Source organism: Arthrobacter pascens, assembly GCF_030816475.1.
Classification (GTDB): Bacteria; Actinomycetota; Actinomycetes; order Actinomycetales; family Micrococcaceae; genus Arthrobacter; species Arthrobacter pascens_B.
Genome location: NZ_JAUSXF010000001.1, coordinates 3,512,354 through 3,535,146 on the forward strand (window position 1 = coordinate 3,512,354; position 22,793 = coordinate 3,535,146).

General features: G+C 64.3%; 24 protein-coding genes and 2 riboswitches. Of the genes, 11 read left to right on the top strand and 13 right to left on the bottom strand.

Annotation, left to right across the window (positions count from 1 at the left end):
• Positions 1-92: 92 nt before the first annotated feature.
• The 4 genes from QFZ40_RS16065 to QFZ40_RS16080 form a co-directional block, all read right to left on the bottom strand.
• Positions 93-821 (bottom strand): NlpC/P60 family protein, encoded by a 729-nt coding sequence (locus tag QFZ40_RS16065; protein ID WP_306905627.1) that lies wholly within the window; start codon positions 819-821, stop codon positions 93-95.
• Between the two features lie 163 nt (positions 822-984).
• Positions 985-1,653 (bottom strand): C40 family peptidase, encoded by a 669-nt coding sequence (locus QFZ40_RS16070; protein ID WP_306906949.1) that lies wholly within the window; start codon positions 1,651-1,653, stop codon positions 985-987.
• Positions 1,654-1,723: 70 nt separating this feature from the next.
• A riboswitch (cyclic di-AMP (ydaO/yuaA leader) is annotated at positions 1,724-1,884 on the bottom strand.
• Positions 1,885-2,031: 147 nt separating this feature from the next.
• On the bottom strand, positions 2,032-2,847 hold the full coding sequence (locus tag QFZ40_RS16075; RefSeq protein WP_306906950.1) for a M23 family metallopeptidase: 816 nt from the start codon (positions 2,845-2,847) through the stop codon (positions 2,032-2,034).
• Between the two features lie 10 nt (positions 2,848-2,857).
• Positions 2,858-3,100, bottom strand: a riboswitch (cyclic di-AMP (ydaO/yuaA leader).
• A gap of 121 nt (positions 3,101-3,221) precedes the next feature.
• On the bottom strand, positions 3,222-3,917 hold the full coding sequence (locus QFZ40_RS16080; RefSeq protein ID WP_306905628.1) for a metal-dependent transcriptional regulator: 696 nt from the start codon (positions 3,915-3,917) through the stop codon (positions 3,222-3,224).
• Between the two features lie 280 nt (positions 3,918-4,197).
• Between QFZ40_RS16080 and serC the strand changes: the two genes are divergently transcribed.
• Positions 4,198-5,328 carry a phosphoserine transaminase gene (gene serC / locus QFZ40_RS16085; RefSeq protein ID WP_306906952.1) on the top strand — a complete coding sequence of 377 codons (1,131 nt, stop codon included), beginning with the start codon at positions 4,198-4,200 and terminating at the stop codon, positions 5,326-5,328.
• Positions 5,329-5,632: 304 nt separating this feature from the next.
• On the opposite strand, the gene QFZ40_RS16090 is transcribed toward serC, so the two are convergent.
• Both QFZ40_RS16090 and QFZ40_RS16095 read right to left on the bottom strand, forming a co-directional pair.
• Positions 5,633-6,211, bottom strand: coding sequence for a DUF3027 domain-containing protein (locus tag QFZ40_RS16090; RefSeq protein WP_306905629.1), 579 nt, complete (start codon positions 6,209-6,211; stop codon positions 5,633-5,635).
• Between the two features lie 8 nt (positions 6,212-6,219).
• Complete coding sequence (locus QFZ40_RS16095; protein WP_214962901.1) at positions 6,220-6,603, bottom strand: cold-shock protein; 384 nt, start codon at positions 6,601-6,603, stop codon at positions 6,220-6,222.
• A 256-nt stretch (positions 6,604-6,859) separates the two neighbouring features.
• Between QFZ40_RS16095 and QFZ40_RS16100 the strand changes: the two genes are divergently transcribed.
• The 6 genes from QFZ40_RS16100 to QFZ40_RS16125 all read left to right on the top strand — a co-directional run bounded on the left by QFZ40_RS16100 (position 6,860) and on the right by QFZ40_RS16125 (position 14,093).
• Complete coding sequence (locus QFZ40_RS16100; RefSeq protein ID WP_306905630.1) at positions 6,860-7,093, top strand: hypothetical protein; 234 nt, start codon at positions 6,860-6,862, stop codon at positions 7,091-7,093.
• Between the two features lie 10 nt (positions 7,094-7,103).
• Complete coding sequence (locus tag QFZ40_RS16105; protein ID WP_306905631.1) at positions 7,104-9,596, top strand: helicase-associated domain-containing protein; 2,493 nt, start codon at positions 7,104-7,106, stop codon at positions 9,594-9,596.
• 13 nt (positions 9,597-9,609) lie between these two features.
• Positions 9,610-11,256: a DNA repair helicase XPB gene (locus QFZ40_RS16110; RefSeq protein ID WP_306905632.1), complete on the top strand. Its 1,647-nt coding sequence runs from the start codon at positions 9,610-9,612 to the stop codon at positions 11,254-11,256.
• Between the two features lie 93 nt (positions 11,257-11,349).
• Positions 11,350-12,060 carry a response regulator transcription factor gene (locus QFZ40_RS16115; RefSeq protein WP_306905633.1) on the top strand — a complete coding sequence of 237 codons (711 nt, stop codon included), beginning with the start codon at positions 11,350-11,352 and terminating at the stop codon, positions 12,058-12,060.
• Positions 12,061-12,062: 2 nt separating this feature from the next.
• Entirely contained in the window at positions 12,063-13,694 is a 1,632-nt protein-coding gene (locus QFZ40_RS16120; protein WP_306905634.1) for a sensor histidine kinase, read from the top strand.
• A gap of 111 nt (positions 13,695-13,805) precedes the next feature.
• A complete protein-coding gene (locus QFZ40_RS16125; RefSeq protein WP_306905635.1) occupies positions 13,806-14,093 on the top strand; it encodes a WXG100 family type VII secretion target in 288 nt (95 codons plus the stop codon).
• 57 nt (positions 14,094-14,150) lie between these two features.
• On the opposite strand, the gene QFZ40_RS16130 is transcribed toward QFZ40_RS16125, so the two are convergent.
• A complete protein-coding gene (locus tag QFZ40_RS16130; protein WP_306905636.1) occupies positions 14,151-15,152 on the bottom strand; it encodes a ribonuclease HI family protein in 1,002 nt (333 codons plus the stop codon).
• Positions 15,153-15,253: 101 nt separating this feature from the next.
• Between QFZ40_RS16130 and QFZ40_RS16135 the strand changes: the two genes are divergently transcribed.
• Positions 15,254-16,009 carry a hypothetical protein gene (locus QFZ40_RS16135; protein WP_306905637.1) on the top strand — a complete coding sequence of 252 codons (756 nt, stop codon included), beginning with the start codon at positions 15,254-15,256 and terminating at the stop codon, positions 16,007-16,009.
• An 88-nt stretch (positions 16,010-16,097) separates the two neighbouring features.
• On the opposite strand, the gene groL is transcribed toward QFZ40_RS16135, so the two are convergent.
• From groL to QFZ40_RS16160, 5 genes are all read right to left on the bottom strand, one after another.
• Entirely contained in the window at positions 16,098-17,729 is a 1,632-nt protein-coding gene (gene groL, locus QFZ40_RS16140; protein WP_306905638.1) for a chaperonin GroEL, read from the bottom strand.
• A gap of 292 nt (positions 17,730-18,021) precedes the next feature.
• Complete coding sequence (locus tag QFZ40_RS16145; protein WP_306906954.1) at positions 18,022-19,263, bottom strand: ABC transporter substrate-binding protein; 1,242 nt, start codon at positions 19,261-19,263, stop codon at positions 18,022-18,024.
• A 50-nt stretch (positions 19,264-19,313) separates the two neighbouring features.
• Positions 19,314-19,520 carry a cold-shock protein gene (locus QFZ40_RS16150; RefSeq protein WP_306905639.1) on the bottom strand — a complete coding sequence of 69 codons (207 nt, stop codon included), beginning with the start codon at positions 19,518-19,520 and terminating at the stop codon, positions 19,314-19,316.
• Between the two features lie 155 nt (positions 19,521-19,675).
• Complete coding sequence (locus tag QFZ40_RS16155; protein ID WP_306905640.1) at positions 19,676-20,290, bottom strand: LytR C-terminal domain-containing protein; 615 nt, start codon at positions 20,288-20,290, stop codon at positions 19,676-19,678.
• Positions 20,291-20,337: 47 nt separating this feature from the next.
• Positions 20,338-20,670, bottom strand: coding sequence for a DUF3263 domain-containing protein (locus QFZ40_RS16160; protein WP_373427440.1), 333 nt, complete (start codon positions 20,668-20,670; stop codon positions 20,338-20,340).
• A 111-nt stretch (positions 20,671-20,781) separates the two neighbouring features.
• Here QFZ40_RS16160 and QFZ40_RS16165 point away from each other — a divergent pair, with 111 nt between their 5' ends.
• A complete protein-coding gene (locus QFZ40_RS16165; RefSeq protein ID WP_306905641.1) occupies positions 20,782-21,552 on the top strand; it encodes a uracil-DNA glycosylase in 771 nt (256 codons plus the stop codon).
• Positions 21,553-21,566: 14 nt separating this feature from the next.
• Positions 21,567-22,406, top strand: coding sequence for a siderophore-interacting protein (locus QFZ40_RS16170; RefSeq protein WP_306905642.1), 840 nt, complete (start codon positions 21,567-21,569; stop codon positions 22,404-22,406).
• A gap of 78 nt (positions 22,407-22,484) precedes the next feature.
• Here the strand turns inward: QFZ40_RS16170 and QFZ40_RS16175 are convergent, their stop codons facing one another.
• Positions 22,485-22,652, bottom strand: a complete 168-nt coding sequence (locus QFZ40_RS16175; protein WP_306905643.1) for a hypothetical protein — start codon at positions 22,650-22,652, stop codon at positions 22,485-22,487.
• 14 nt (positions 22,653-22,666) lie between these two features.
• On the opposite strand from QFZ40_RS16175, the gene QFZ40_RS16180 reads away from it, so the two are divergent.
• Positions 22,667-22,792, top strand: a complete 126-nt coding sequence (locus tag QFZ40_RS16180) for a hypothetical protein (protein WP_306905644.1) — start codon at positions 22,667-22,669, stop codon at positions 22,790-22,792.
• The last annotated feature ends 1 nt before the right edge of the window (position 22,793 follow it).

Genomic DNA, 22,793 nt, shown 5'->3' on the forward strand with positions numbered 1-22,793 from the left:
GACGGACTCCGGTCGGACTACGACCGAATGAGGGCAAAAGCAAAGGACTCCCGCCGCGAGGCAGGAGTCCTTTGAAGCGCTGGCTTGGTGTCTTAGCTGACGCGGATGAAGACGGGGCCGGAACCGACGTATGCGCTGAAAACAACAGTCTGGTTACCGTTGTAGCCGCCGTGCACTGCCATGCCGTTACCCGCATAGACAGCGATGTGGGCCATGCCTGCTCCGCCGTCGGCGTAGTAGATCAGGTCGCCCGGCTGAGCCTCGGCGGCGCTTACGGTGCGGCCCAGGGACAGGTAGCCTGCAGGCCAGTCGTGGAAGTGGATACCCACGGCGGCAAGTGCGTTGGTCACCAGCATCGTGCAGTCCTGGTGGACGCCAAGCTGTGCGTAGGCCGCGGCCAGGATGGCCTGGCCCTTGCTGCTGGCAGCGACAGCGCCGGTGGTCTCTGCAGCTGCCACCTTGATGGCTGCCACAGGCTTTGCGGCTTCGGCAACGGGCGCGGGGGCCTCGACGACCGGAGCCGGCGTGGTGGTGACTGCGGGCTTCTCGTAGGAGATGGCAATGGTGGAAGCAGCGGAAATGGTGGCCGGTGCGGCCTCTACTTCTACGTTGGAGGTGGGGGCGGATTCACGCTGAACGTTGGTGTCTGCGGCGTTGGCAGCGATACCGCTGGTCAGGACGAGACCGGACGCGGCCGCGATCACCGCGGCCTGGCGGCCCATGCCACCGGCGTTGTCGCCGACTGCCTTGGCAATGACAGCAAGCGAGTTGGTCCTGGTGACCTCGGCGCGGTGCCGTGCAACAGTTGCACGAGTAGTCATTATTTCTCTCTTTCGATTTCCTTAGGACCGCGTGAGCAGCCGCAGGGCTTTGGACGTGCCGGCATCTTGGGGGTACGCCGGCACGCCCCGAACGGGGATTTAGCGGAAGGTATTTCTAGCGAAGAAGTGGTTCTTGTGGAGCCAGCATGGAGCTCCGGGAGAGCTACTGCAGGGTGAAGAACGAGGAGGTACCGGTGGCAGTCACCTGCGTCAACAGGGTGCCCTGTGACGGGTTGAGCGCGCTGATCATCATGCCGTTGCCGACGTAGATGCCGACATGGGCGCCGCCATTCTGCATGACCAGGTCACCGGGAGCGGGTGTTGAGGTCGGCTTCATGGCCGTCCAGGCGTTGGTACGGGGAATGCTGATGCCCGCTTGGGCGTAGACCCACTGGGCGAAGCCCGAGCAGTCCCAGCCGTTGGGAGTGGTGCCGCCCCAGAGGTAGGGGTGGCCGATGCCTGTGTACGCGATTGCTGCCAGGCCCGATGCCGCAGCCGACGACACAGCGCCTGTAAGCTTGCCCGCGGCTGTCGCCTCAGAGGTGCTGGCTGCGCCGGTCTCCGAGGCCGCGGACTGAGCCCGGACGGCTTGGACCTTTGGCGCGGGCGCGGTCTTCACCACTGGCCGCTCGAAGGAGACAAGGGCCGTGGGTGCAGCAGTTACCGCAAGTGCAGCCTGGGCTGAACCGGACTCAGCGGACGCGGATACGCCAGCGGCGCCGTCCGTTGCGTTGGCCGGAAGCCCCATGCTCAGGATCAGACCTGAGGCAGCTGCAATAACTGCAGCCTGGCGACCGACGGTCCCGGCATTTGCACTAACTGCGCTGGACACATGGCCCAAAGGGTTGGTACGAACCGTTTGCGCGCGGTGGCGCGCAGCATTGTGGCGTGAAGACACGAAGGTAGCCTCTCCCAATGCCTGCGAGGTGAGCTGTCGGATTCGGATGGGAGTTCACCCGGCCGCGCCGCTTCCTGGGAAGCTTTGCGACTTAACCCCAAGGCCTTCTTATCGAAGACCAAAATTGGTTCCCCCGCCCCTGCCAGACGATGTCATGCGAACGGACCTTGAGCGGTGGCAGAGCTAGGCAATCCACTCAAGAACGTCAACTTCGGAAAAGTTGACGCGCTTTAGACGGTACAGCAGTTTGGATCGAATGTCACATTCAGGTCACGGCATGTCACAAGGATTCGATAGTTGTCCATCATTTACTCAGAGCCAGCCCATGGGATCGACAACTTCGCCATTGACCTGGACCTCGAAATGCAGGTGGCAGCCGGTGGAGGCGCCGGTGGTGCCGCTGAGTGCCACAACCTCGCCGCGGCTGACCGTCTGGCCAACCTTCACATTGAAGGACGAGAGGTGGTTATACGTAGTTTCGAGGCCGTTTCCGTGATCCACAACGATGCGGTTGCCGCCGCCGAACTGGTGCCAGCCGGCAAAAGTCACCGTGCCGCTGGCCGCCGCCAGGACTGATGTGCCGCACTGGGCCACAAAGTCCTGGCCCCGGTGAAAGTCACCGCTGCCGCCGGTAATCGGGCTGACCCGGTAGCCGAAGGGGGAGGCCGTGACCAGGTGGGCGAGCGGAGCGCCCAAGGTGCCTGCGGAGGCGGCGCGGGTGATGGAACCCACCGACTGGGCACTCAGCAACTGCTTGAGTTTTCCGTCGGGATCACCGAGCGTCACCACTGAGGAACGGCTGAAATCGATCTTTGCTGCTGCCTCGGCGGAGATTTCCGGCTGGGCAACAGAGGCTGCCAGCGCGGTCTGGCCGGGCAGGGGGGTCGCCATGACGCTTCCGGTGGCCGGAACGGTAACGGTGAGGACCAGGCCAGCGGCCGCGAGGGCCACCCCGGCTTTCTGGCCAATGCCGCTGGCAGCGGCAAAATCTGTGATTTGCCTGAAAGGACCCCGGCGTCTTCGCGCATCCCGTTGCGGATCGCGGGGCCTGTCCGCGGCAACGACTTCGGCGACCGGTGGCGCCGAAGGGGGGCCCACCGCACGACGGCGGCCCCTGGAATTTTGCATGGTCAAGTAGGGTTCCTCTCTGGATAGCCTGCGAAGTTAGCTGTCGGATTCGGGTCAGAGAGTACAAAGACCCGGTCCGCCGTAAGCAAGCTTCGGCGCAGAAATATCCCGTGAGGATCTTCCCTGGAAGAGGCTTGCTGCTGACGGACTTCACCCCAAGGCGGCCCGAAGACTGCCGGTTGTGGTTCCCCCGCCTCTGCCAGTTGATGATTCGTACACCTGATCTGCTGGCAGAGTTCGGCTCCAGATCAAGTAACGCTTTAGTATCGACGCTTGGTGGTCAACTATAGGCGATTTAGGCGCACAGTAACAATTCCGTTATCTTTGACACAATCCCCAACAGCTCCGTTATTTTGTCCGCCGAATGGGCTTTTTCAGCCGACGGAAACGAAGACGTGAGCGGCCACTTCCGGAGGGAGTTCCAACGCCCCTTCAATCCCCGGCACGCGGACCGAGATGTACTCCCCGACACGCTCCAGCGACACCGAGGCGCCCGGACGTATCCCGCCTTCATCAAGCTGGACCAGCAACTCCGGTTCCACCTGGATTGGCTCAGCGAGCCGACTGACGGTCACGGTGGAACCGGGCCCGTAGCCCTTCATGGCTTCAAGGAGATTAATCACACCATCGGCAATTGGCGTGGACGTTCTGCCCCCCAGGGCCGCAAGGCCTGGTATGGGGTTGCCGTACGGGGACTCGGTGGGGTGGTCCAGCATTTCGAAGATTCGCCGCTCGACCCGTTCACTCATGACATGTTCCCAACGACAGGCCTCATCGTGGACATAAGCCCATTCCAGCCCGATGACGTCGGCCAGGAGCCGCTCCGCCAGCCTGTGCTTCCGCATGACCTCGATGGCACGCTTCCGGCCGATGTCGGTGAACTCCAGATGGCGGTCGCCCGATACTACGACCAGGCCGTCGCGTTCCATCCGTCCGATGGTCTGTGACACCGTAGGCCCGGAGTGGCGGAGCCGTTCGGCAATGCGGGCCCGAAGAGCCACAATGTTCTCTTCCTCAAGCTCCAAAATGGTCCGAAGATACATCTCCGTAGTATCGATCAGATCCGTCATCCTGCTCAGCTCCTCGAGCGCAAGTACCCAGCGTTTATCCCCACCGTACTTCGTAGCCACAGCGACGTAGTCCGGTAAAAGCTTAGCCTATTTTGAGTTTGTCCGAATAATTCGAAGACGCCTTGCTGACCGTCTCAATGACTGGACTATGACGGTCACGGTTCCCGCGGTGTCGGCGATTCAGGCAGAATACAAGAGGTCCCTGACGCAGTCGACGCTGACTGCCCGCCACCCCACCGTCCCGGACATGAACCACGTCCACGCCGAAATTGGAGTCCCTGTGAGCGAACCCAGCATCACTATTCCCGCCAACCTCCTGCCGCAGGACGGACGGTTCGGCGCCGGGCCGTCCAAGGTCAGGCCGGAACAGATCGAGGCTCTCTCAGCCGCTTCCAAGCACATCCTGGGCACGTCTCACCGGCAGGCCCCGGTCAAGAACCTCGTAGGTTCGGTCCGCGAGGGACTCAGCGAGTTCTTCCGTGCCCCCGAAGGATATGAGGTGGTACTGGGTGTGGGCGGCTCCACCGCGTTCTGGGATATCGCCAGCTTTGGCCTTGTCGAGAAGAAAGCCCAGCACCTGTCCTTCGGCGAGTTTGGCTCCAAGTTTGCGTCGGCCACCAACAAGGCGCCGTTCCTGGATAGTTCTTCCATCATCAAGTCCGAGCCCGGGACCCGTCCGCTCGCCCGGGCCGAGGCAGGCGTCGACGTCTACGCCTGGCCGCAGAACGAGACCTCTACAGGCGTGTCCGCGCCCGTGAAGCGCGTGTCCGGCGCGGATGACGGCGCCCTCGTCCTGGTGGACGCAACGTCCGCCGCGGGCGGCCTGGACGTTGACGTTGCGGAGGCTGATGTCTACTACTTCGCACCGCAGAAAAACTTCGCTTCCGACGGCGGCCTCTGGTTGGGCCTCTTCTCCCCCGGCGCGATCGACCGGGCAGCCCGCATCAAGGCGAGCGACCGCTGGATCCCTGACTTCCTGGACCTGCAGACGGCGATCGACAACTCCCGACTCAACCAGACATACAACACGCCGTCGCTGTCCACCCTGGTGACTCTCGACGCGCAGGTGCAGTGGCTGAATGCCAACGGCGGCCTGGACTTCGCGAGCAAGCGGACCGCCGACTCCGCCAGCCGCATCTACTCGTGGGCTGAGGCCTCAGAGTTTGCCACGCCCTTTGTGGCCAACCCGGAGGAACGTTCCAACGTCATCGCCACCATCGACTTCGACGACTCCATTGACGCGGCGGCCATTGCCAAGGTGCTCCGCGCCAACGGCATCGTGGACACCGAGCCCTACCGGAAGCTGGGCCGGAACCAGCTGCGGATCGCCACCTTTGTTGCGATTGAGCCTGCAGACGTTTCCGCGCTGCTGGCCAGCATCGACTTTGTAGTGGGCGAACTGCGTAAGTAACTCCTCCTGCGTCGCCTTCAAGAGGTGCCAGCATTCAGGAGGTGGCCAGCGTCCAGGAGGCTTCCGCGTCCAGGAGGCTTCCGCGTCCAGGAGGCTTCCGCGTCCAGGAGGCTTCCGCGTCCAGGAGGCTTCAGCGTCCGACGGCGCCGTCCGGGTTCTGTTTCCGGCCGGCGCCGTTAGCTGTGTCCCCCGGGTTCGAGATCGTCCGCTGGGTTGGAGAACGCAGCGCAGAACAAGAGGAGGCTCGCCCCGCCTCTGGACCAGCTCCCGGGCCGCGCGGCACGGTGATTCCGCTTGCGCCCTGTCAGGGCAGCGTTAATTCGTCGTCCTCGTCGGCGGGCGACTCTTCCTCGTCGAAAGCATCCTTGGAGTCCTGCATTCCTGCAGGTGCCCCGACGGCGTCGTCCAGGGTTCCGCCGTCGTCCGCCAAGGACCCCTTCCCTGCGGACTCCCGGTCGCGGGCGTCCTGGTCGTGGACATCCTGGTCCTGCACATCCTGGTCCTGGGCATCCTCCGGACGGACGCGCTCTGCCCAGGGAACCCATTCGGGGGCCAGGATAGAGTCCTCCGACGGCAGCAGGCCCAGCTCACTCACGGTAACCACCTTGGAACGGGAATTGCGGGTCAGCACCGCATACCAGTGCCAACCAAGGTAACCGGGCAGCTTGGATTCGAACAGGTGGGTGACCAGACGGTCCCCTTCGCTCTTCGCAGCCACGTGCGGGCCGATGTCCGAGGCCGAGGTGATGCCCTCGATTGCCTTGCGGGCCACGTCCACGGCAGCGGCGAGGAAAGCGTCGGGTTTGCCCGTCCGCCACACCGGCACGCCTGCGCGCCGTTTCGTCCCAGGGTTGGGCGCCGGCTGTTCAGCTTCCGGATTCATCAGCAGGCCTAAACGTCCAGCTCGTCGGCAACCTTACGCAAGGCAGCGGCGATGGCCTTGCCCTTGTTGCCTTCCGGGTACTTGCCGGCAGACAGGGTGCCTGAGAGGTTGTCCAGCACACTGACGAGGTCCTGGACCAGGGGTGCAAGGTCCTTGGCGCTCGGCCTCTTGGCCTTGGCAATGGACGGAGTCTTGTCCAGGACGCGCAGGCCCAGTGCTTGGGCGCCCTTGCGGCCATCGGCAACGCCGAACTCTACGCGCGTACCGGCTTTCAGCTCGGTGATGCCCTCTGGCAGCGACGACTTGGGCAGGAACACTTCCTGCCCGTCCTCGCCCGCGAGGAATCCGAAACCTTTTTCCTTGTCATACCACTTGACCTTGCCGGTAGGCACGTAATCAACCTTCTTCGTTCTGACGTCGTGAGACACGGCCGGCCGTCACCGCATCCGCACTGATATGCAGGTTCAGGGTATGACAGCCCGGACCGTGTTGGCCTGTATCAATCAAGGTTATCCTGCCCGGTGCCTGAATCCTGCTTTCAAGGACCCCTGCGGACCGACTTCACCCCGGTTGCCACTTCTGCTGCCACTCCGGTTGTCACTTCGCCTGTCACTTCGTGGGTGGCGGGAGGGCTGTTAGCGTTACGCCATGACTCCCACGCGTTACCGGCGGCCTCTGATGATCTGTGCAGCGTTTGTTGCGCTGCTTTCCCTGCTGGCGGTAGGAGCAGTTATGGCTTTGGCTTTCGCCGGCTCCGTCGCTCCCGTCTGGGTTACGTCGACGGCACTGTACGGCCTTCCCATAGCCTTCCTGTTGATGGTCTTCCTGGTCCTGGACAGTGTGGCCGGAAGGCGCCGGGCAGGAAAGTCCGGCGGGCGGTAACGTTGAACTGATGTCCCTCATTCGCGCGCTGAGCAAGGATCTGGAGGCACGCAGCGATGAATCGCTGCGTGCCCTGTTCGCCGCACGGCCGGACCTCATCTCCCCCGCAGTTCCGGACTTCGCCGCGCTTGCCGCCCGTGCCAGCGCCCGCGTGAGCGTCCAGCGCGCCCTGGAACGGCTCAACAAGCCCCAGATGCAGGTCCTGGAAACCCTGCACCTGTGCACCAATACGGACACCGAACACAGTGCCTCCGCCGCAGGGCTCCGAAAGTTCATTGCCGGCTCCACGCTTGTGGCCGTGGAGCGCATTCTGGCCTCTCTCCAGGAGCTGGCCCTGGTCCACCGGGCCGAGCCCCCGCATGGAACAGCGGCGTCGGCCCAGCGCCAGCGTTTCTACCTTCCGGTCGGATGCCTGAAGGACGTGGTGGGGATCTACCCGGCCGGGCTGGGCCGCAGTTACACCGAGCTGGTGCGGCTCCAGCCGGCCTTCGCGCAACGGGTGGTCCAGCTCGTTGCCGACCTGCGCCGGAGCGGTGTGGCCATCCAGGGAGCAACCACCCCCATGGAAGCCGCGCTTGCCCTGCAGCATTGGACGTCATCCCCGGAGGCCCTGCACCAGGTACTGGCCGGCGCTCCGGAACGCACGACGGCGCTGCTCGCCCGGTTCGGCAACTGGGCCATGGGCGCCGTCCCCCAGGCCCAAAGGAAGGCTTCGGTGGTGAATGAGGGCGCCGAGGTCGGGCCCGTTGACTGGCTGCTGGCCCGGGGCCTGCTGGTACCGCTGGACGCGGCGCACGTGGAACTGCCGCACAGCGTGGGCCTGTCTCTGAGAGGCGGAGCCATCATCAACGATTTCACACTCTCGCCGCCGGTTCCGGAACTTGGCCACACAACCGCAGTCCTGAGGCGGAATGCGGCCCTGGGCGCCATCGCGGAAACGCTCCGGCTGGTGGGTGAACTCCTCTATGCCGTGAAGGAGCAGCCGCTCGTTACCCTGCGCAGTGGCGGCGTAGGGGTCAGGGAGATGAAGCGCCTTGCCGAAGCCTTGCGCGTCGATATGCAACGGGCCGGGCTGCTGCTGGAGCTGTGCGGGCTTGCCGGGCTGCTCCGCCTCGATGTTGACTCGTCCGCCTGGGTTCAGCCCCCGCAACTCGAATGGCTGGTCCTGCCGCGGCAGGAACAGTGGCTGTGGCTGGTCAATGCGTGGCTGGCGAGTGAGAGGGTCCCTTCCCTCGTAGGTCAGCCGGCCCTGGGATCGGGAGGCATGTCCCCCGCACATCGCTCGGCGGCCGGGAGCACCATCAATGCGTTGTCGGCGGAGGCGCAGCGGCCTGACGCCCCGGTGGTCAGGAAGCGGATCCTGGAAATCCTGAACGAACTCACGCGGGAGGCGGCAGCGCCGGACGGGAAGGCCCCGGTATTGGATGCCGCTGCGGTCCTGCAGCGGGCCGAATGGGCGCAGCCACGGATGGCCCGCCGTTTCAGCTCCCTGATCCGGGGAGTGCTGGCCGAGGCGGAGATGCTTGGCCTGATCGGATCAGGTGCTCTCAGCCAGCTGGGAATCGCCGTAGCAGAGGACAACCCGGACGAGGCGCTCGGCGTCCTGGGTGAGCATCTCCCCGCCGAGCTGAACCACGTGCTGCTGCAGGCAGACCTCACCGCCGTGGCCCCCGGATACCTGTCCCCTGAGCTGAGCGAGAAACTCTTGCTGATGGCAGACCCGGAGGGCCAGGGACCCGCCACGATCTACCGGTTCTCCCCGTACTCGGTCAGGCGTGCCCTGGACGCCGGATTTGACGCACCTGGCATGCTGGGCTTCCTTCGTGAACATTCCGCCACAGCCGTACCGCAACCCCTGGAATACCTCGTGCAGGACACGGCCTCCCGGCACGGCCGGCTGCGGGTAGGCGCGGCCGCCAGCTTCATCCAAAGCGACGACGAAACCACGGTGCTGGAACTGGCGTCCGAATCCAAGGCAGCGGGCCTTGGATTGGCAAGGATTGCGCCGACCGTCCTGATCTCGTCCGCGCCGCCGCGGGAAACAGCTCAGGTCCTCCGGAGCCTGGGCCTCTCACCCTCCATGGAAGAATCCGAACCGTCTGTGCTCCGTCTGCGACGGAGCACCAGCCCGTCGGGCAGCCCCCGCCCCGTCTACACCGCTCCGCGGACGGCGCCCGCCGAAGCCGACGTGGAAGCCCAGCTTGCGGTACTGCGGCACGTTGGTCCTGCTGCCGTTGCCAGCCCCAACGGCGGAGGCGCGGCCGGATCCGGCGAGGTGGCCACGCAGCTTGGTCTTGAGACACTCCAACGGGCCATCCGGCTCAAGCAGCGGATCAGCATGAACGTGGTGGACAGCCTGGGCAACGCCAACCTGGAAACCGTCGTTCCGCTGTCGGTCAGTGGCGGCCGCGTCAGGGTCTTTGATCCGGCGAAGGATACGGAACGCGTGGTCTCCATCCACCGCATCATCGATATAGAGGCCGCGGAGGAACTGCGGCAGTGAAGGATTCCCCCGCGTGAACGACGGCCCGCTGATTGTCCAAAGCGATAAAACCATACTGCTCGAAGTGGACCATGAGCTGGCCACCGAGGCCCGCCATGCCATCGCCCCGTTTGCCGAACTGGAACGGGCTCCCGAGCATATGCACAGTTACCGGCTCACGCCGCTGGGCCTATGGAACGCCCGCGCCGCCGGTCTGGACGCCGAGAAGGTCCTGGACACCCTGCTGAAGTATTCCCGGTTCCCTGTCCCGCATTCGCTGCTGATCGACGTCGAGGAAACGATGTCACGGTACGGGCGGCTCCGGTTGGAGAAGGACCCCCAACACGGCCTGGTGATGCGGACCGACGACTATCCGGTGCTGGAAGAGGTCATCCGGGCGAAGAAGATCCAGCCGTTGCTGGGGCCCCGGATCGATGGCGAGACGATAGTGGTCCATTCCTCCCAGCGGGGTCAGCTCAAGCAGCTGCTCCTGAAGATCGGCTGGCCCGCCGAGGACCTCGCCGGCTATGTGGACGGAACTCCGCATGTGATCGCCCTGAACGAGGACGGCTGGAAGCTGCGGCCCTACCAGCAACTGGCCACGGAGAACTTCTGGGCCGGGGGCAGCGGTGTTGTCGTTCTGCCGTGCGGCGCGGGAAAAACCCTGGTGGGTGCGGCCGCCATGGCCACCAGCTCAACTACAACCCTGATCCTGGTGACCAATACCGTGGCCGCCCGCCAGTGGAAGGACGAGCTGCTTAAACGGACCTCCCTCACCGCGGACGAAATCGGCGAGTATTCCGGAGCGGTCAAGGAGGTCCGGCCCGTGACCATCGCCACGTACCAGGTCCTCACCACCAAACGTGGGGGGCTCTACCCGCACCTCGAGCTCGTCGACGGCCACGACTGGGGCCTCATCATCTATGACGAAGTCCATCTCCTGCCTGCCCCGATCTTTCGCATGACCGCGGATCTGCAGGCCCGCCGTCGGCTGGGCCTCACTGCCACACTGGTCCGCGAGGACGGCCGGGAAGGTGAAGTCTTCAGCCTTATCGGGCCCAAGCGGTATGACGCGCCCTGGAAGGACATCGAATCGCAGGGCTACATCGCTCCGGCGGACTGCGTCGAGGTCCGCATTGACCTGCCACGCGAAGAGCGCGTTGCCTACGCCATGGCCGAGGACGCAGACAAGTACCGGCTATGCTCCACCTCGGAGTCAAAGACCCTGATCGTGGAACAGCTCGTTGCCCGGCACGAGGGCGAACAGCTGCTGGTGATCGGGCAGTACATCGACCAGCTGGATGAAATCGGCGAGCGGTTGCAGGCCCCGGTCATTAAAGGTGATACCTCCGTGAAGGAACGCCAGAAGCTCTTTGATGCCTTCCGGGCCGGAGAGGTCCACACCTTGGTGGTGTCCAAGGTGGCAAACTTCTCGATTGACCTGCCTGAGGCCTCGGTGGCCATCCAGGTTTCCGGGTCCTTCGGCTCCCGGCAGGAGGAGGCGCAGCGGCTGGGCCGGCTGCTGCGCCCTAAAAAGGACGGCCGGGCGGCCCGCTTCTATTCACTGGTTGCCCGGGACACCCTGGACCAGGACTTCGCTGCCAAGCGCCAACGGTTCCTGGCCGAGCAGGGCTACGCTTACCGGATCATGGACGCTAAGGACGTTGGCCTGCCCGGGTAGCAGACGCTACAGCCACGGGACATCAACGGAAGGATCATCAAACTCACACCTTCCATCCAGAAAACTTACAGACTCTGGGAGCATGATGGGAGTATGAACAAGACCAGCCCAGAAGCCAAGCTGCTAGTTGTTGATGACGAGCCCAACATCCGCGAGCTGCTGTCCACCTCGCTGCGGTTCGCGGGGTTCGAGGTAGTCTCGGCAGGGAACGGGCGTGATGCGCTGGCCGCTGCAGAGCTGCATGCTCCGGACCTGGCCGTCCTTGACGTCATGCTGCCCGATATGGACGGCTTTACCGTTACCCGCAAGCTCCGCGCTTCCGGCAAGCACTTCCCCGTTCTCTTCCTCACGGCGAAGGACGATACCGAGGACAAGGTCACCGGCCTCACCGTGGGTGGGGACGATTACGTCACCAAGCCCTTCAGCCTTGACGAGGTCGTGGCCAGGATCCGGGCGGTCCTCCGGCGCACCCAGCCCCTGCTGGACGATGACGCCGTCATCCGGGTGGATGACCTGGAGCTCGACGACGACGCCCACGAGGTCCGCCGTGGCGGAGCAGTTATTGAGTTGTCCCCCACGGAGTTCAAGCTGCTCAGGTACCTCATGCTGAACCCCAACCGGGTGCTCTCCAAATCCCAGATCCTGGACCATGTCTGGGAGTACAACTTCAACGGGGACGCCTCCATCGTGGAGTCGTACATCTCGTACCTGCGGCGCAAGGTGGACATTGATCCCGACGCACCGGCCCTGATCCAGACCAAACGCGGCGTCGGTTACGTACTCCGGACGGCAGAGAAGCGCTGACATTGCTGCAGCGGTGGAAGTCGGCCTCCCTGAGGTCGCAGCTTGTAGCCATCATCATGGGGCTGCTGATTGTTGCGCTGACGGTGACCGGCGCGGGCACCCTGACGCTGCTGCACAGCTATCTGCAGGGCCAGGTGGACGACAAACTCCAAGCCGCCATCGAACTTGCCCACAAGCAGCGTTCATTCACCCAGCTGCAGGCCCCCACCAATCCCATGGTGCCCACGGACTATTCGCTGATTCTCTTCACGCCTGGTGAGGAGCCGTACCCCTTCGGCGGCGACCCGAAAAACCGCCCTGACATCAGCCAGATCAGCGTTTCCGAGGCCCAGGCGTTGGGCAACCGTCCTTACCAGGTAGGCGGCACGGACGGACAGAACTGGCGGGTAGTCGCGGTCACCGTTTTGGACAACGGGGTCAGCGCTGTGGTGGTCATCGGCCTGCCGTTGCAAAGCGTGGACGATGTCCTGAAGCATGCCACCCTGGTGGTGTGCGGCGTCGGGCTCCTGACCCTCCTGCTGGCTTCCCTGCTTGCCAGCTGGACAGTGTCGCGGGCATTCCGGCCGCTTGCCCGGGTGGAGCGGACAGCGGCCGCCATCGCCGCAGGCGATCTTTCCCGCCGTGTCGACGTGGAAGGTCCCGGCACCGAACTGGGAAGGCTGGGCAGCTCCCTGAACGCCATGCTGGCGCATATTGAAACAGCTTTTGCCGCCCGCACCGCCTCGGAGGGCCGGATGCGCCGGTTCGCCGCCGACGCGTCGCACGAGCTGCGTACCCCGCTTGTCACCATCAGGGGTTTTTCCGAGCTCTACCGGCACGGCGCCCTGGCTAGCGAGGAGGACGTGGCCATGGCCATGGGGAGGATCGAAAGCGAGGCCAAGCGGATGGGCTCCATGGTGGAGGACCTCCTGCTCCTGGCCCGCCTCGACGAACAGCGCCCGCTCCAGCAGAAACCCGTCGACCTCCAACTTGTCGCCCATGATGCCGTAGTGGATACCCAGGCAAGCGACCGTTCCCGCACCATCTCCCTCACCGGGCTCGACGGCGGACCTGCGGCGCCCGCCCCCGTCCTTGGCGACGAAGCGAAACTGCGGCAAGTAGTGGGCAACCTGGTCGGCAACGCCCTGCGTTACACGCCGGAAGGCACGCCGATCGAGCTTGCGGTGGGCGTCCGGGCAGCCGACGGCGGGCAGCCGTATTCCGTGATCGAGGTGCGGGACCATGGTCCCGGCATTTCCGAGGAGGATGCCTCCAAGGTCTTTGAGCGCTTCTACCGGGCTGATACGTCCCGGACCCGTGAAACCGGCGGCAGCGGACTGGGCCTCGCGATCGTGGCGGCCATCGTAGGATCACACGGGGGCTCCGTGCGGGTTGAAGGGACCGACGGCGGCGGCGCCACCTTGGTGGTCAGCCTGCCGATGCGGGACCAGGACGCCAACAGTCTGATGGATGACGGGCAGGATTCCGCAGAGCAGGACTCCCCAGGGCAGGACTCCTCCGGAGGGCAGGACGCGGGTGACCCGGGCACGGACCAGCAGAGCCCGCGTATCCAGGAAACGCGCGTCCAGGGCAGGGATGAGCACAACAGGGGCGACGGCGGCGGCCACGATGATGGAAGGGTTATCCACATATAGCAGCCCGCCGTGGCACCTCGCCCCAGCCTCTCCGTAGGGTCGATGTAGAGGTCCGGAGCAGCCGGGCCGGGCAGCTGACGCTGTCCATCAGATCGAGAGGCAACAGCAGCCATGACCATCATTTCCGTCGACACCGAACTCCTCCAGCTCAAGTCAGCCAACGTCAAAGCCACGGTGGACCGGATCAGCGCCGACGTCCAAAACATGAAGCGCGGCCTGGACGAGCTCCAGGCCACCTGGCGGGGTTCGGCGGCAAACAACTTCCAGGCGCTGGTCACCGAATGGACCCTGACGCAGGGCAAGGTCGAAGCGTCGCTGGCATCCATCAACGTCGCCCTGGCATCGGCAGCGTCCAGCTACGCGCAGACCGAACAAGGCAACACGCAGCGCTTCAGTTGAGATTCAGCTGCTATTCAGTTGAGAGTCAGTGACCGGGGATATCAGGCCTGAGACGTATCAGGCCTCGGGGGTGCCCTGGTGGAACCGCAGTCTCCAGCGTCCGTCGTCGAGGACCCACAGCGAGCTTCGGAGTGTCGTGCCTGAACGCGAGTAGCTTCGGTACGTCAGCAGGACCGCGCTGGTGCCGATGCGGTCCGCCCCCAGCACTTCAAGCTCCGTCCGCTCCCCGGGGTCCTCTTCCAGGGCCATCATCATCGCGTCGCGGGTCCAGACCCTTCCAGAGCTCCCGATCTCCATGAAATCAGGGTGCAGCAGGACTCCGGTGCGGCCAATGTCGCCGCGGACATCCGGGCCGAGCAGTTCACGCTCAAGGGCCTCCACGATTACTTCCGGCTCAAGCGCCGCAGGAGCGGTTACAGGCTCAGCAAACGGATCGCCTTCCAGTTCACTGAAGAGGTCCGGTTCGTCGAACCGGCCCAGGCCTCCGCCGATGGATTCTCCGGCTGTGGCCTTGGCTTCTTCAACCACCCTGGTAGCAGCGGCCGCGTGGACGGCGCTGGCGGCACGCGGAGTGATTGCTGCCGCTACCGGGGCTCCTGCAAAGCCCGGGCCGGAGCGGGCGGCGACTCCCTGCTGGTAGGCCGTGGCGGCCGCCCTCGCCCGCTCATCGGCTGCCTCGTTAAGATCGTGGCCGGCGTGCCCCTTGACCCATTCAAAGGTGTATCTGCGGCCCGCGAGTTCCCGGTCAAGTTCCTTCAGCAACTCAACGTTCAGGACCGGCTTGCCGTCAGCTTTCCGCCAGCCTTTCCGCTTCCAACCGGGCATCCATTTGGTGATCGAATTGATGACGTACTGGCTGTCACACAGAATCCGCAGGTCTTCTTCGGGGACGTGCGCCGTGGCACGGAAGAGGTCAAGGACGGCCATCAGTTCGCCCTGGTTGTTAGTGCCGTGCGGCCACCCGCCTGCCCTCCAGCAATCGTCATTCACATACCAGGCCCATCCGGCCGGACCGGGATTTCCTAAGGCCGAACCATCGGCCGCTGCAGTAATCGTCACGGCTCCATCCTGCCAGACACTGGTGATCGGGGTGTTCGTACCATTCCGGGAGCCGGTGCGGGAGTTCCGAATATCGTAATCCATTGTGAAAGGCTGCATCCATGGAACCTTTGGAGTCAGAACGCCGGGTCATCGAGGCGGCCGAAAACCTGGCCAGAACTCTCGGTAGCGATACAAACCATTCTGTCGCGGCCGCCGCAATGGACACGCACGGACGAATACATCAGGCGGTGAATGTCCACCATTTCACCGGTGGTCCCTGCGCCGAGCTCGTCACCCTGGGCGTTGCCGCCACCGTTCAGGCAGGGCCGTTGGTCACGATGGCAGCCGCCGGCGATGGAGGGCGTGGATTGATTCCGCCGTGTGGGCGCTGTCGTCAGGTGATGCTGGATTTGCATCCCGACTTGCTCGTCGCTGTTCCATCCCTGACCGGGCCCAAAATGCGTCCAATCGCCAAACTCCTTGCGGATTCATTCTTCTTTCCTGACGGCGATGCCCAGCGGGTTCTCCGTTTCAACAAGCGCTACTACGGCGGAATTGTTAGCGGCCGGAAGACTTCCTCAGTCCGCTGGGACGAGCAGATATCTGTCGGTCCCGCCCTCTTCTACTTTGAGGATGATGAAGTGCACCCGCCGCTGCATGGGGAGATCGTTGAGGTCCGGCGGTACCGCCTTGGTGACCTGACCCCCGAAAGACTCCGACTCTCCGAAGGCGGCAGCGTCGACGGTTACATCGAAGGTCTTCGACAGCACTACCCGCTCATGCCGGCGGATGCGTTTGTCGATGTCGTGGACTTCAAGGTGGATCCGTCAGCCCTGCATGACATGGGGGAAGCACCGAACACCGCTGCCCTGTGAAGAACTGTTCGAAGACACCAAAAAAGTGCGGCCCCCTCGTGAGGGGACCGCACTTTTTGTGAACGGACCAGGGTCCGGCCGGTGTGGGCTAGAAGCCGCCCATGCCGCCCATGTCGTCGCCGCCGCCGCCCATGGCCGGAGCGTTCTTCTCCGGCTTGTCGGCCACTACAGCCTCGGTGGTGAGGAACAGGCCGGCAATGGAAGCCGCGTTCTGCAGTGCAGAGCGGGTCACCTTGACGGGGTCGTTGATGCCGGCAGCCAGCAGGTCGACGTACTCGCCGGTAGCTGCGTTCAGGCCGTGGCCTGCGGGCAGGCCGCGTACCTTGTCAACCACAACGCCGGGCTCAAGGCCTGCGTTGAAGGCGATCTGCTTCAGCGGGGCGTCGATGGCAACGCGGACGATGTTCGCACCGGTTGCCTCGTCGCCTTCAAGCTGCAGGTTGGCGAACGCCTTCAGGCCGGCCTGGATCAGCGCAACGCCACCACCGGCGACGATGCCTTCTTCAACAGCAGCCTTGGCGTTGCGGACTGCGTCCTCAATGCGGTGCTTGCGTTCCTTGAGCTCAACCTCGGTTGCGGCACCGGCCTTGATGACTGCAACGCCACCGGCCAGCTTGGCCAGGCGCTCCTGCAGCTTCTCGCGGTCGTAGTCGGAATCGGAGTTTTCGATTTCGGCACGGATCTGGGACACACGGCCAGCGATCTGGTCGGCGTCGCCGGCACCTTCAACGATGGTGGTCTCGTCCTTGGTGACAACAACCTTGCGGGCGCGTCCCAGGAGTTCCAGGCCGGCGGTCTCCAACTTGAGTCCGACTTCCTCGGCGATGACCTGGCCACCGGTGAGAACAGCGATGTCGGCCAGCTGGGCCTTGCGGCGGTCGCCGAAGCCCGGAGCCTTGACGGCGACGGACTTGAACGTGCCACGGATCTTGTTGACGATCAGGGTGGCCAGTGCCTCGCCCTCGATGTCTTCGGCAATGATCAGCAGCGGCTTGTTGGACTGCATGACCTTTTCAAGGACGGCAACCAGTTCCTTGACGTTGGAGATCTTGGAGTTGACGATCAGGATGTACGGGTCCTCAAGGACAGTTTCCTGACGCTCTGCGTCGGTGACGAAGTAAGCGGAGATGTAGCCCTTGTCGAAGCGCATGCCTTCGGTGAGCTCGAGCTCCAGGCCGAAGGTGTTGGACTCCTCGACCGTGATGACGCCTTCCTTGCCCACCTTGTCCAGTGCTTCGGCAATCAGGGCACCGATCTCGTCGTCACCGGCGGAGATCGAGGCGGTGGCCGCGATCTCTTCCTTGGTTTCGATTTCCTTGGCATTGTCCAGCAGCTCGCGGGTTACCGCTTCCACTGCCTTCTCGATGCCGCGCTTGAGGGACAGCGGGTCGGCTCCGGCAGCGACGTTGCGCAGGCCTTCCTTGACCAGTGCCTGTGCCAGAACGGTGGCCGTGGTGGTTCCGTCACCTGCGACGTCGTCCGTCTTCTTGGCAACTTCCTTGACCAGCTCGGCGCCGATCTTCTCGTAAGGGTCGTCCAGCTCGATCTCCTTGGCGATGGAAACACCATCGTTGGTGATCGTGGGGGCGCCCCACTTCTTTTCGAGGACGACGTTGCGTCCACGCGGGCCGAGGGTGACCTTGACGGCGTCGGCGAGGATGTTCAGGCCCCGCTCAAGACCGCGGCGTGCCTCTTCATCAAATGCAATGATCTTGGCCATAACGGCAGTAGTCCTTTCGGGACAGTCGTTAAGAATGAACCTGCACTGCGGTGCCCGCGACGGACGATCTTTCTCCGCCGGCCTCTGTATGCCGCCGGATCCGGATCTCACCCCAGCAAGGTGTTTCTTTGGCTCCACGCACCGGTGCCGCGCTCCGCCGCCGGCCGGAACCGGACGTAGGTTTAGCAGTCGGTACGTAAGAGTGCTAATCAATAATTAGCACTCCATAGGTGAGAGTGCAAGCGAACGGCCGCAAAAATCCCCGTCCGGGGAGCCACTTCGCTGCAGGCGATCACCCCGCCGCCCGGCCAGCCGCCTCACGCCCTGTGACGTGGGCCTTGTTGTCCGGGCCGTAGGTGAAAACCATGAAGTTCGCTGCGGTGATGTCCCCGTTGGAGTCGAAGCCAATCGGACCGGATTCGCCGTCGTAGTTTATTCCGGAACCTGACTTCAAAACAGCCTGGCAGTCCTTGAAGGACGTACACGGTTTTCCGGTCTGCTCCCCGCCCGGGCCCGTGCCCGCCCCGGCGATTTGGCCGCCGGATACCGCGATCAGGTTCGCCGCTATGCTTTGCCCCGCATCGTCGTCCGCTCTTGAGGCAGCCAGCACCGCCAGGTTCACGGCGTCGAAAGTCTCGGCCGCGAAGAACAGGTCCTTCAACGCGGGATCCACCGCGATGAGGCGGGCCTGGAAGTCGGCAGAGGGGAAAACTCCCGGAACAACTGCCCTGGCGCCATCGAGTGCCTTGGAACCGAGCCCGGAACCGTACTGGCCAAACGCTCCGTCGCTAAGGATGATCCTGCTGCCGGACAGACCGGCGTTGTCCAGTTCAGCAATGGCTCCCTGTGCCCCGTCCCGCGCGATCAGCACCACAGCGTCCGGTGCCGCTTTCCGGGCCGCATCGGCAGCCTGCCGGGCATCCCCTGGCTTGAATTCCGTGGTGGAGAGGTTAGCCAGGCCAGCATTCCTGGCGGCGCCCGCGACGGCCGCGGAAACTTCCTGGCCGTAGGCGCCGTCCTGGTACAGCACGGCGAGGCTCTTTGCACCGCCATCCTTGGCAAGCTTAACCAGTACCGATGCCTGGGCGACGTCAGCCGCAGCCGTCCGGAAGTAATAGCCGCCGCTCTTGTATGTGCTCAGGCCGGCAGCTGAGTTGGCCGGTGAAATCAGCGGGACCCTTGCCCGGGACAGGACGTCAATCGCTGCCGGCGCGTGGCTGGAATCGGTCGGCCCGATGACCACATCAGCCTTGGCGGCGAGCAGTTTCTTGGCCTGCGCCTCGGAGTCATCAGCGGAAGACTGGGGAAGCAGCTCGACGGGTTTTCCCTTGACTCCGCCAGCGGCGTTGATTTCCTGCACGGCGAGTTTGGCCGCGGCGAGCTCTGAATCGTTGAGGAAGGCCTGCTTCCCGGCATTGTCCAAAATAAGGCCCACACGAAGCGTCCCGTCGCCGGACGCTTCCACGGAATCAAGCCGGGCGTTCCCTGTCGCGGCGGCGCAGCCCGCCAGCGCCAGCACTGCGGCTGTCCCCATGGCGGCGCGGATTGTTGTCCGGAAAATGCCGGACCCGGGAATGAAAGACTTCACTCGACGGGCCGGACGCTTTCCGCCTGCGGGCCCTTCTCGCCTTCGCCGATTTCCAGCTCCACGCGTTGTCCCTCGTCCAGGGCCCGGTAGCCCTCGCCCTGGATGGCCGACCAGTGTACAAACACGTCGTCACCTGAACCGTCAACGGTGATGAAGCCATAGCCCTTTTCCGCGTTGAACCATTTGACGGTTCCCTGTGCCATGATTTCCACTCTCTCAGTAGCGTCCGCAAGGCCCACGCCACTGTGTGCCGCTTTTTACGAACCGAAGTCTGAAATTACTCTAGCCAATGGCCGGGGGCAGGCCGAGTCACCGGCAGCGTCGGCACCCAAAAGTTATTCAGGCGTGATCGGGACGCCTACTTGAATCCAGGGCCAAGCACCACAACCACGGGCACCTGGAATTCGGCGCTGTCCAGCACCGTCGGGATGTCCAGCAGCTTCGAGAGCGCCTCGGCGTTGGCCTTTTGCGCGATACCGGCGTAGAAGATCACCGATGTCTTCTGCGGCGCGCCGCCCCAGTTGCCGACCTGGCCCAGCGTCCAGCCGTCTGACTGGACAATCGAACTAACGCGGGCAGCGAGCCCGGAAGTCCCGGATCCGTTGTATATGGCGATGCCTTGGGTTTTGTTCACAGCGGACGACGGCGTCGGACTGGGCGTGGCACTCGGCTCCGATTTAGCACTCGCGGATGGTTCCGGACTGGCTGAGGGCTGCGCCGACGCCGTGGTTCCGGCGCTGGCCTCAGGCGATGCGGCAGACTGCAAGCTTGAGGAGACCTGGCTACCCGCCGGCGCGAAGCCCAGCTTCGGGAGGATCAGGAAGGAGACCAGGCCGATGGCCAGCGCGGCGATGCCTACCGCGAGGATTGGCCAGAGTTTGCGTCGTGACGGCGCACCTGCAGCCCGGTGGACACCCTGGCGCGCGGCGGTCTCAGGGACCCTGTCGAATTCATCCCGGGCATATCTGGTCATGGTGGCGAGACATCCTTGTTGATTGCCGCTGATGGCTCAGCGCGGTCCTAATGAGCGTCGGAACCCAGGCGGCGTGCTGTACGTGCCCGCTGACGCGACGTACGTAGTCTACGCAATCTCTTGACCAGCATGGGATCGTGAGCCAGCGCATCCTCGGTGTCGATGAGTGCATTCAGTAACTGGTAGTAGTGCGTCGCAGACAGGTCAAAGAGCTCCCTGATGGCCTGTTCCTTGGCCCCGGCGTATTTCCACCATTGCCGTTCCAGCGCCAGCATCTGCTGGTCACGCTCACTCAACGGCGAGTTGCGAAGCGTGAAATCCGCCAGCAGCGAGCTAGGTTCTTCCGGCTCCGGCAGGTGTTCCCGAGCTGCTTCAGCCACGACATTCCTTCGCTGTTGAGGGTAAAAGTCCCACCCCAATGCTACGGAGGAATAACAAGGTTGTCATTTACGCCGCGTTACGGGAGTAGCTATCCCTGCGAGAATGGAAGCGTGTTTGAATCTGACGCGCTGTTCGAGCTGGAACCGGCCGCGCTGGAGAGCGTCGCGTTCGCCGAGATGGCACGGCTGCCGCTCAGGGAGCTGATGGCTGCCGACTGGGCCAAGGCGCTGGGCGGGGTGGAGGCGGAGATCCGCGCGGTCCTGGACTTTCTTGCCGCCGAAACCGCGGCGGGGCACCAGGTGCTGCCCTCGCCGTCGAACGTCCTGCGCGCTTTCCGCCAGCCGCTGGCGGATGTCAAGGTCCTCATTGTTGGCCAGGACCCTTACCCGACGCCCGGTCACGCCGTCGGCCTGTCCTTCTCTGTGGATCGGCGCACCCGGCCCATCCCGCGGAGCCTGGCGAACATCTACCGGGAGCTGGAAGCGGACCTGGGCATTCCGGCCCGCGTGCACGGAGATTTGTCCGGATGGGCGGGCCAGGGCGTCCTGCTCCTCAACCGGGTGATGAGCGTGCGGGCCGGCGCTGCGGGCTCGCACCGGGGAAAAGGCTGGGAGAAGATCACGACGACGGCTGTCACCGCAGTCGCCACCCGGAGAGCAGTCGACGGCGGCAGGCCCCCGCTGGTGGCCGTGCTCTGGGGAAAAGATGCAGACAGCGTCCGGCACCTCCTTTCCGGTGCTGCGGTAGTGTCAAGCGCCCATCCCAGTCCGTTGTCGGCGTCGCGTGGATTTTTCGGTTCGCGGCCATTCAGCCGTGTCAATGAGCTGCTGCAGGAGCAGGGTTGCGCGGGCGTAACCTGGGAGCTCCCCCAGGCTCCTTAGCTTAGGGTTACCTTATGAGCACAGTCCCCGCTGCCACCAGCGCCACCAAGAAGAGCCGTCCCCAGATCGACCTGACGGTGCTCCGCCGCGAGGAACTCTCGCCGCACATGGTCAGGATTGTTGCCGGCGGAGAGGGCTTTGACGGCTACGTCAACAACAGCTTCGTGGACCGCTACGTCAAGATCGTCTTTCCGCAGCCGGGTGTGGAATACGCCCGGCCGCTGGATTTATGGACCATCCGGGAAACCATGCCCCGCGAGCAGTGGCCGTTTACGCGCACTTACACCGTCCGATGGGTAGACCTCGAAGCCAGGGAGCTCGCCATCGATTTCGTCATCCACGGCGATGAAGGACTGGCAGGACCCTGGGCCGCCTCGGCGCAGCCGGGCGACCCTCTCACGTTCACCGGCCCCGGCGGCGCCTACAACCCGGCGCCTGACGCTGACTGGTACCTCTTTGCCGGTGACGAAGCGGCCCTGCCGGCTATCGCGGCGTCCCTTGAATCCTTGCCCCCGGAAGCGCGCGGCCTTGCATTCCTCGAAGTGGACAGCGACGCCGACATCCAGGCAATCTCGGCCCCCGCCGGAGTGGACATCACCTGGCTCCGACGGAACGGAGCACCGGCCGGCACCAGCGGGCTACTGGTGGAAGCAGTTGCCGGTGCCGAATGGCCCGCCGGCAAGGTTGACGTCTTTGCCCATGGCGAGCGTGGCTATATGAAGGGTCTGCGGGACGTGTTCTTTGTCCAGCGCGGCCTCGAACGCAAGCAGGTTTCCTTGTCCGGCTACTGGGCGACGGGCCGGGTGGAGGACGATTTCCAGGCCGAAAAGAAGCTCCCCGTAGGGCAAATCTGACCAGGCAGACCTGATCGGGCACCCGGAGCCGATCCGGTCCCGCCCTTCCGTGCGGCGGAGCGGCCGGTGTGCGTTGACTTACTTTTCGAGCCGGATTTCCTCGGGGTGCCGCGCCACCAGGCTCCCGAGCAGGCGGAGAGCGTGGTCGGAGGCGGCCATCGGCGCCGAGATCGGCGCGACCCCGCACAGACCGCCCTCGCCTGGCTGCTCACGCGTGGAAACGACATCGCCCCCATCCCGGCACACGACGCGTCTCCAGGGTGGAGGAGAATACCGCGGCGGACGGCGTCAAACTCACCGACGGCCAACTGCACCGCCTGAACGCGCTCCAACCCGCCGCCGGCGAACGCCACAACGAAGCCAACATGGACTCCATCGACCGCTGAT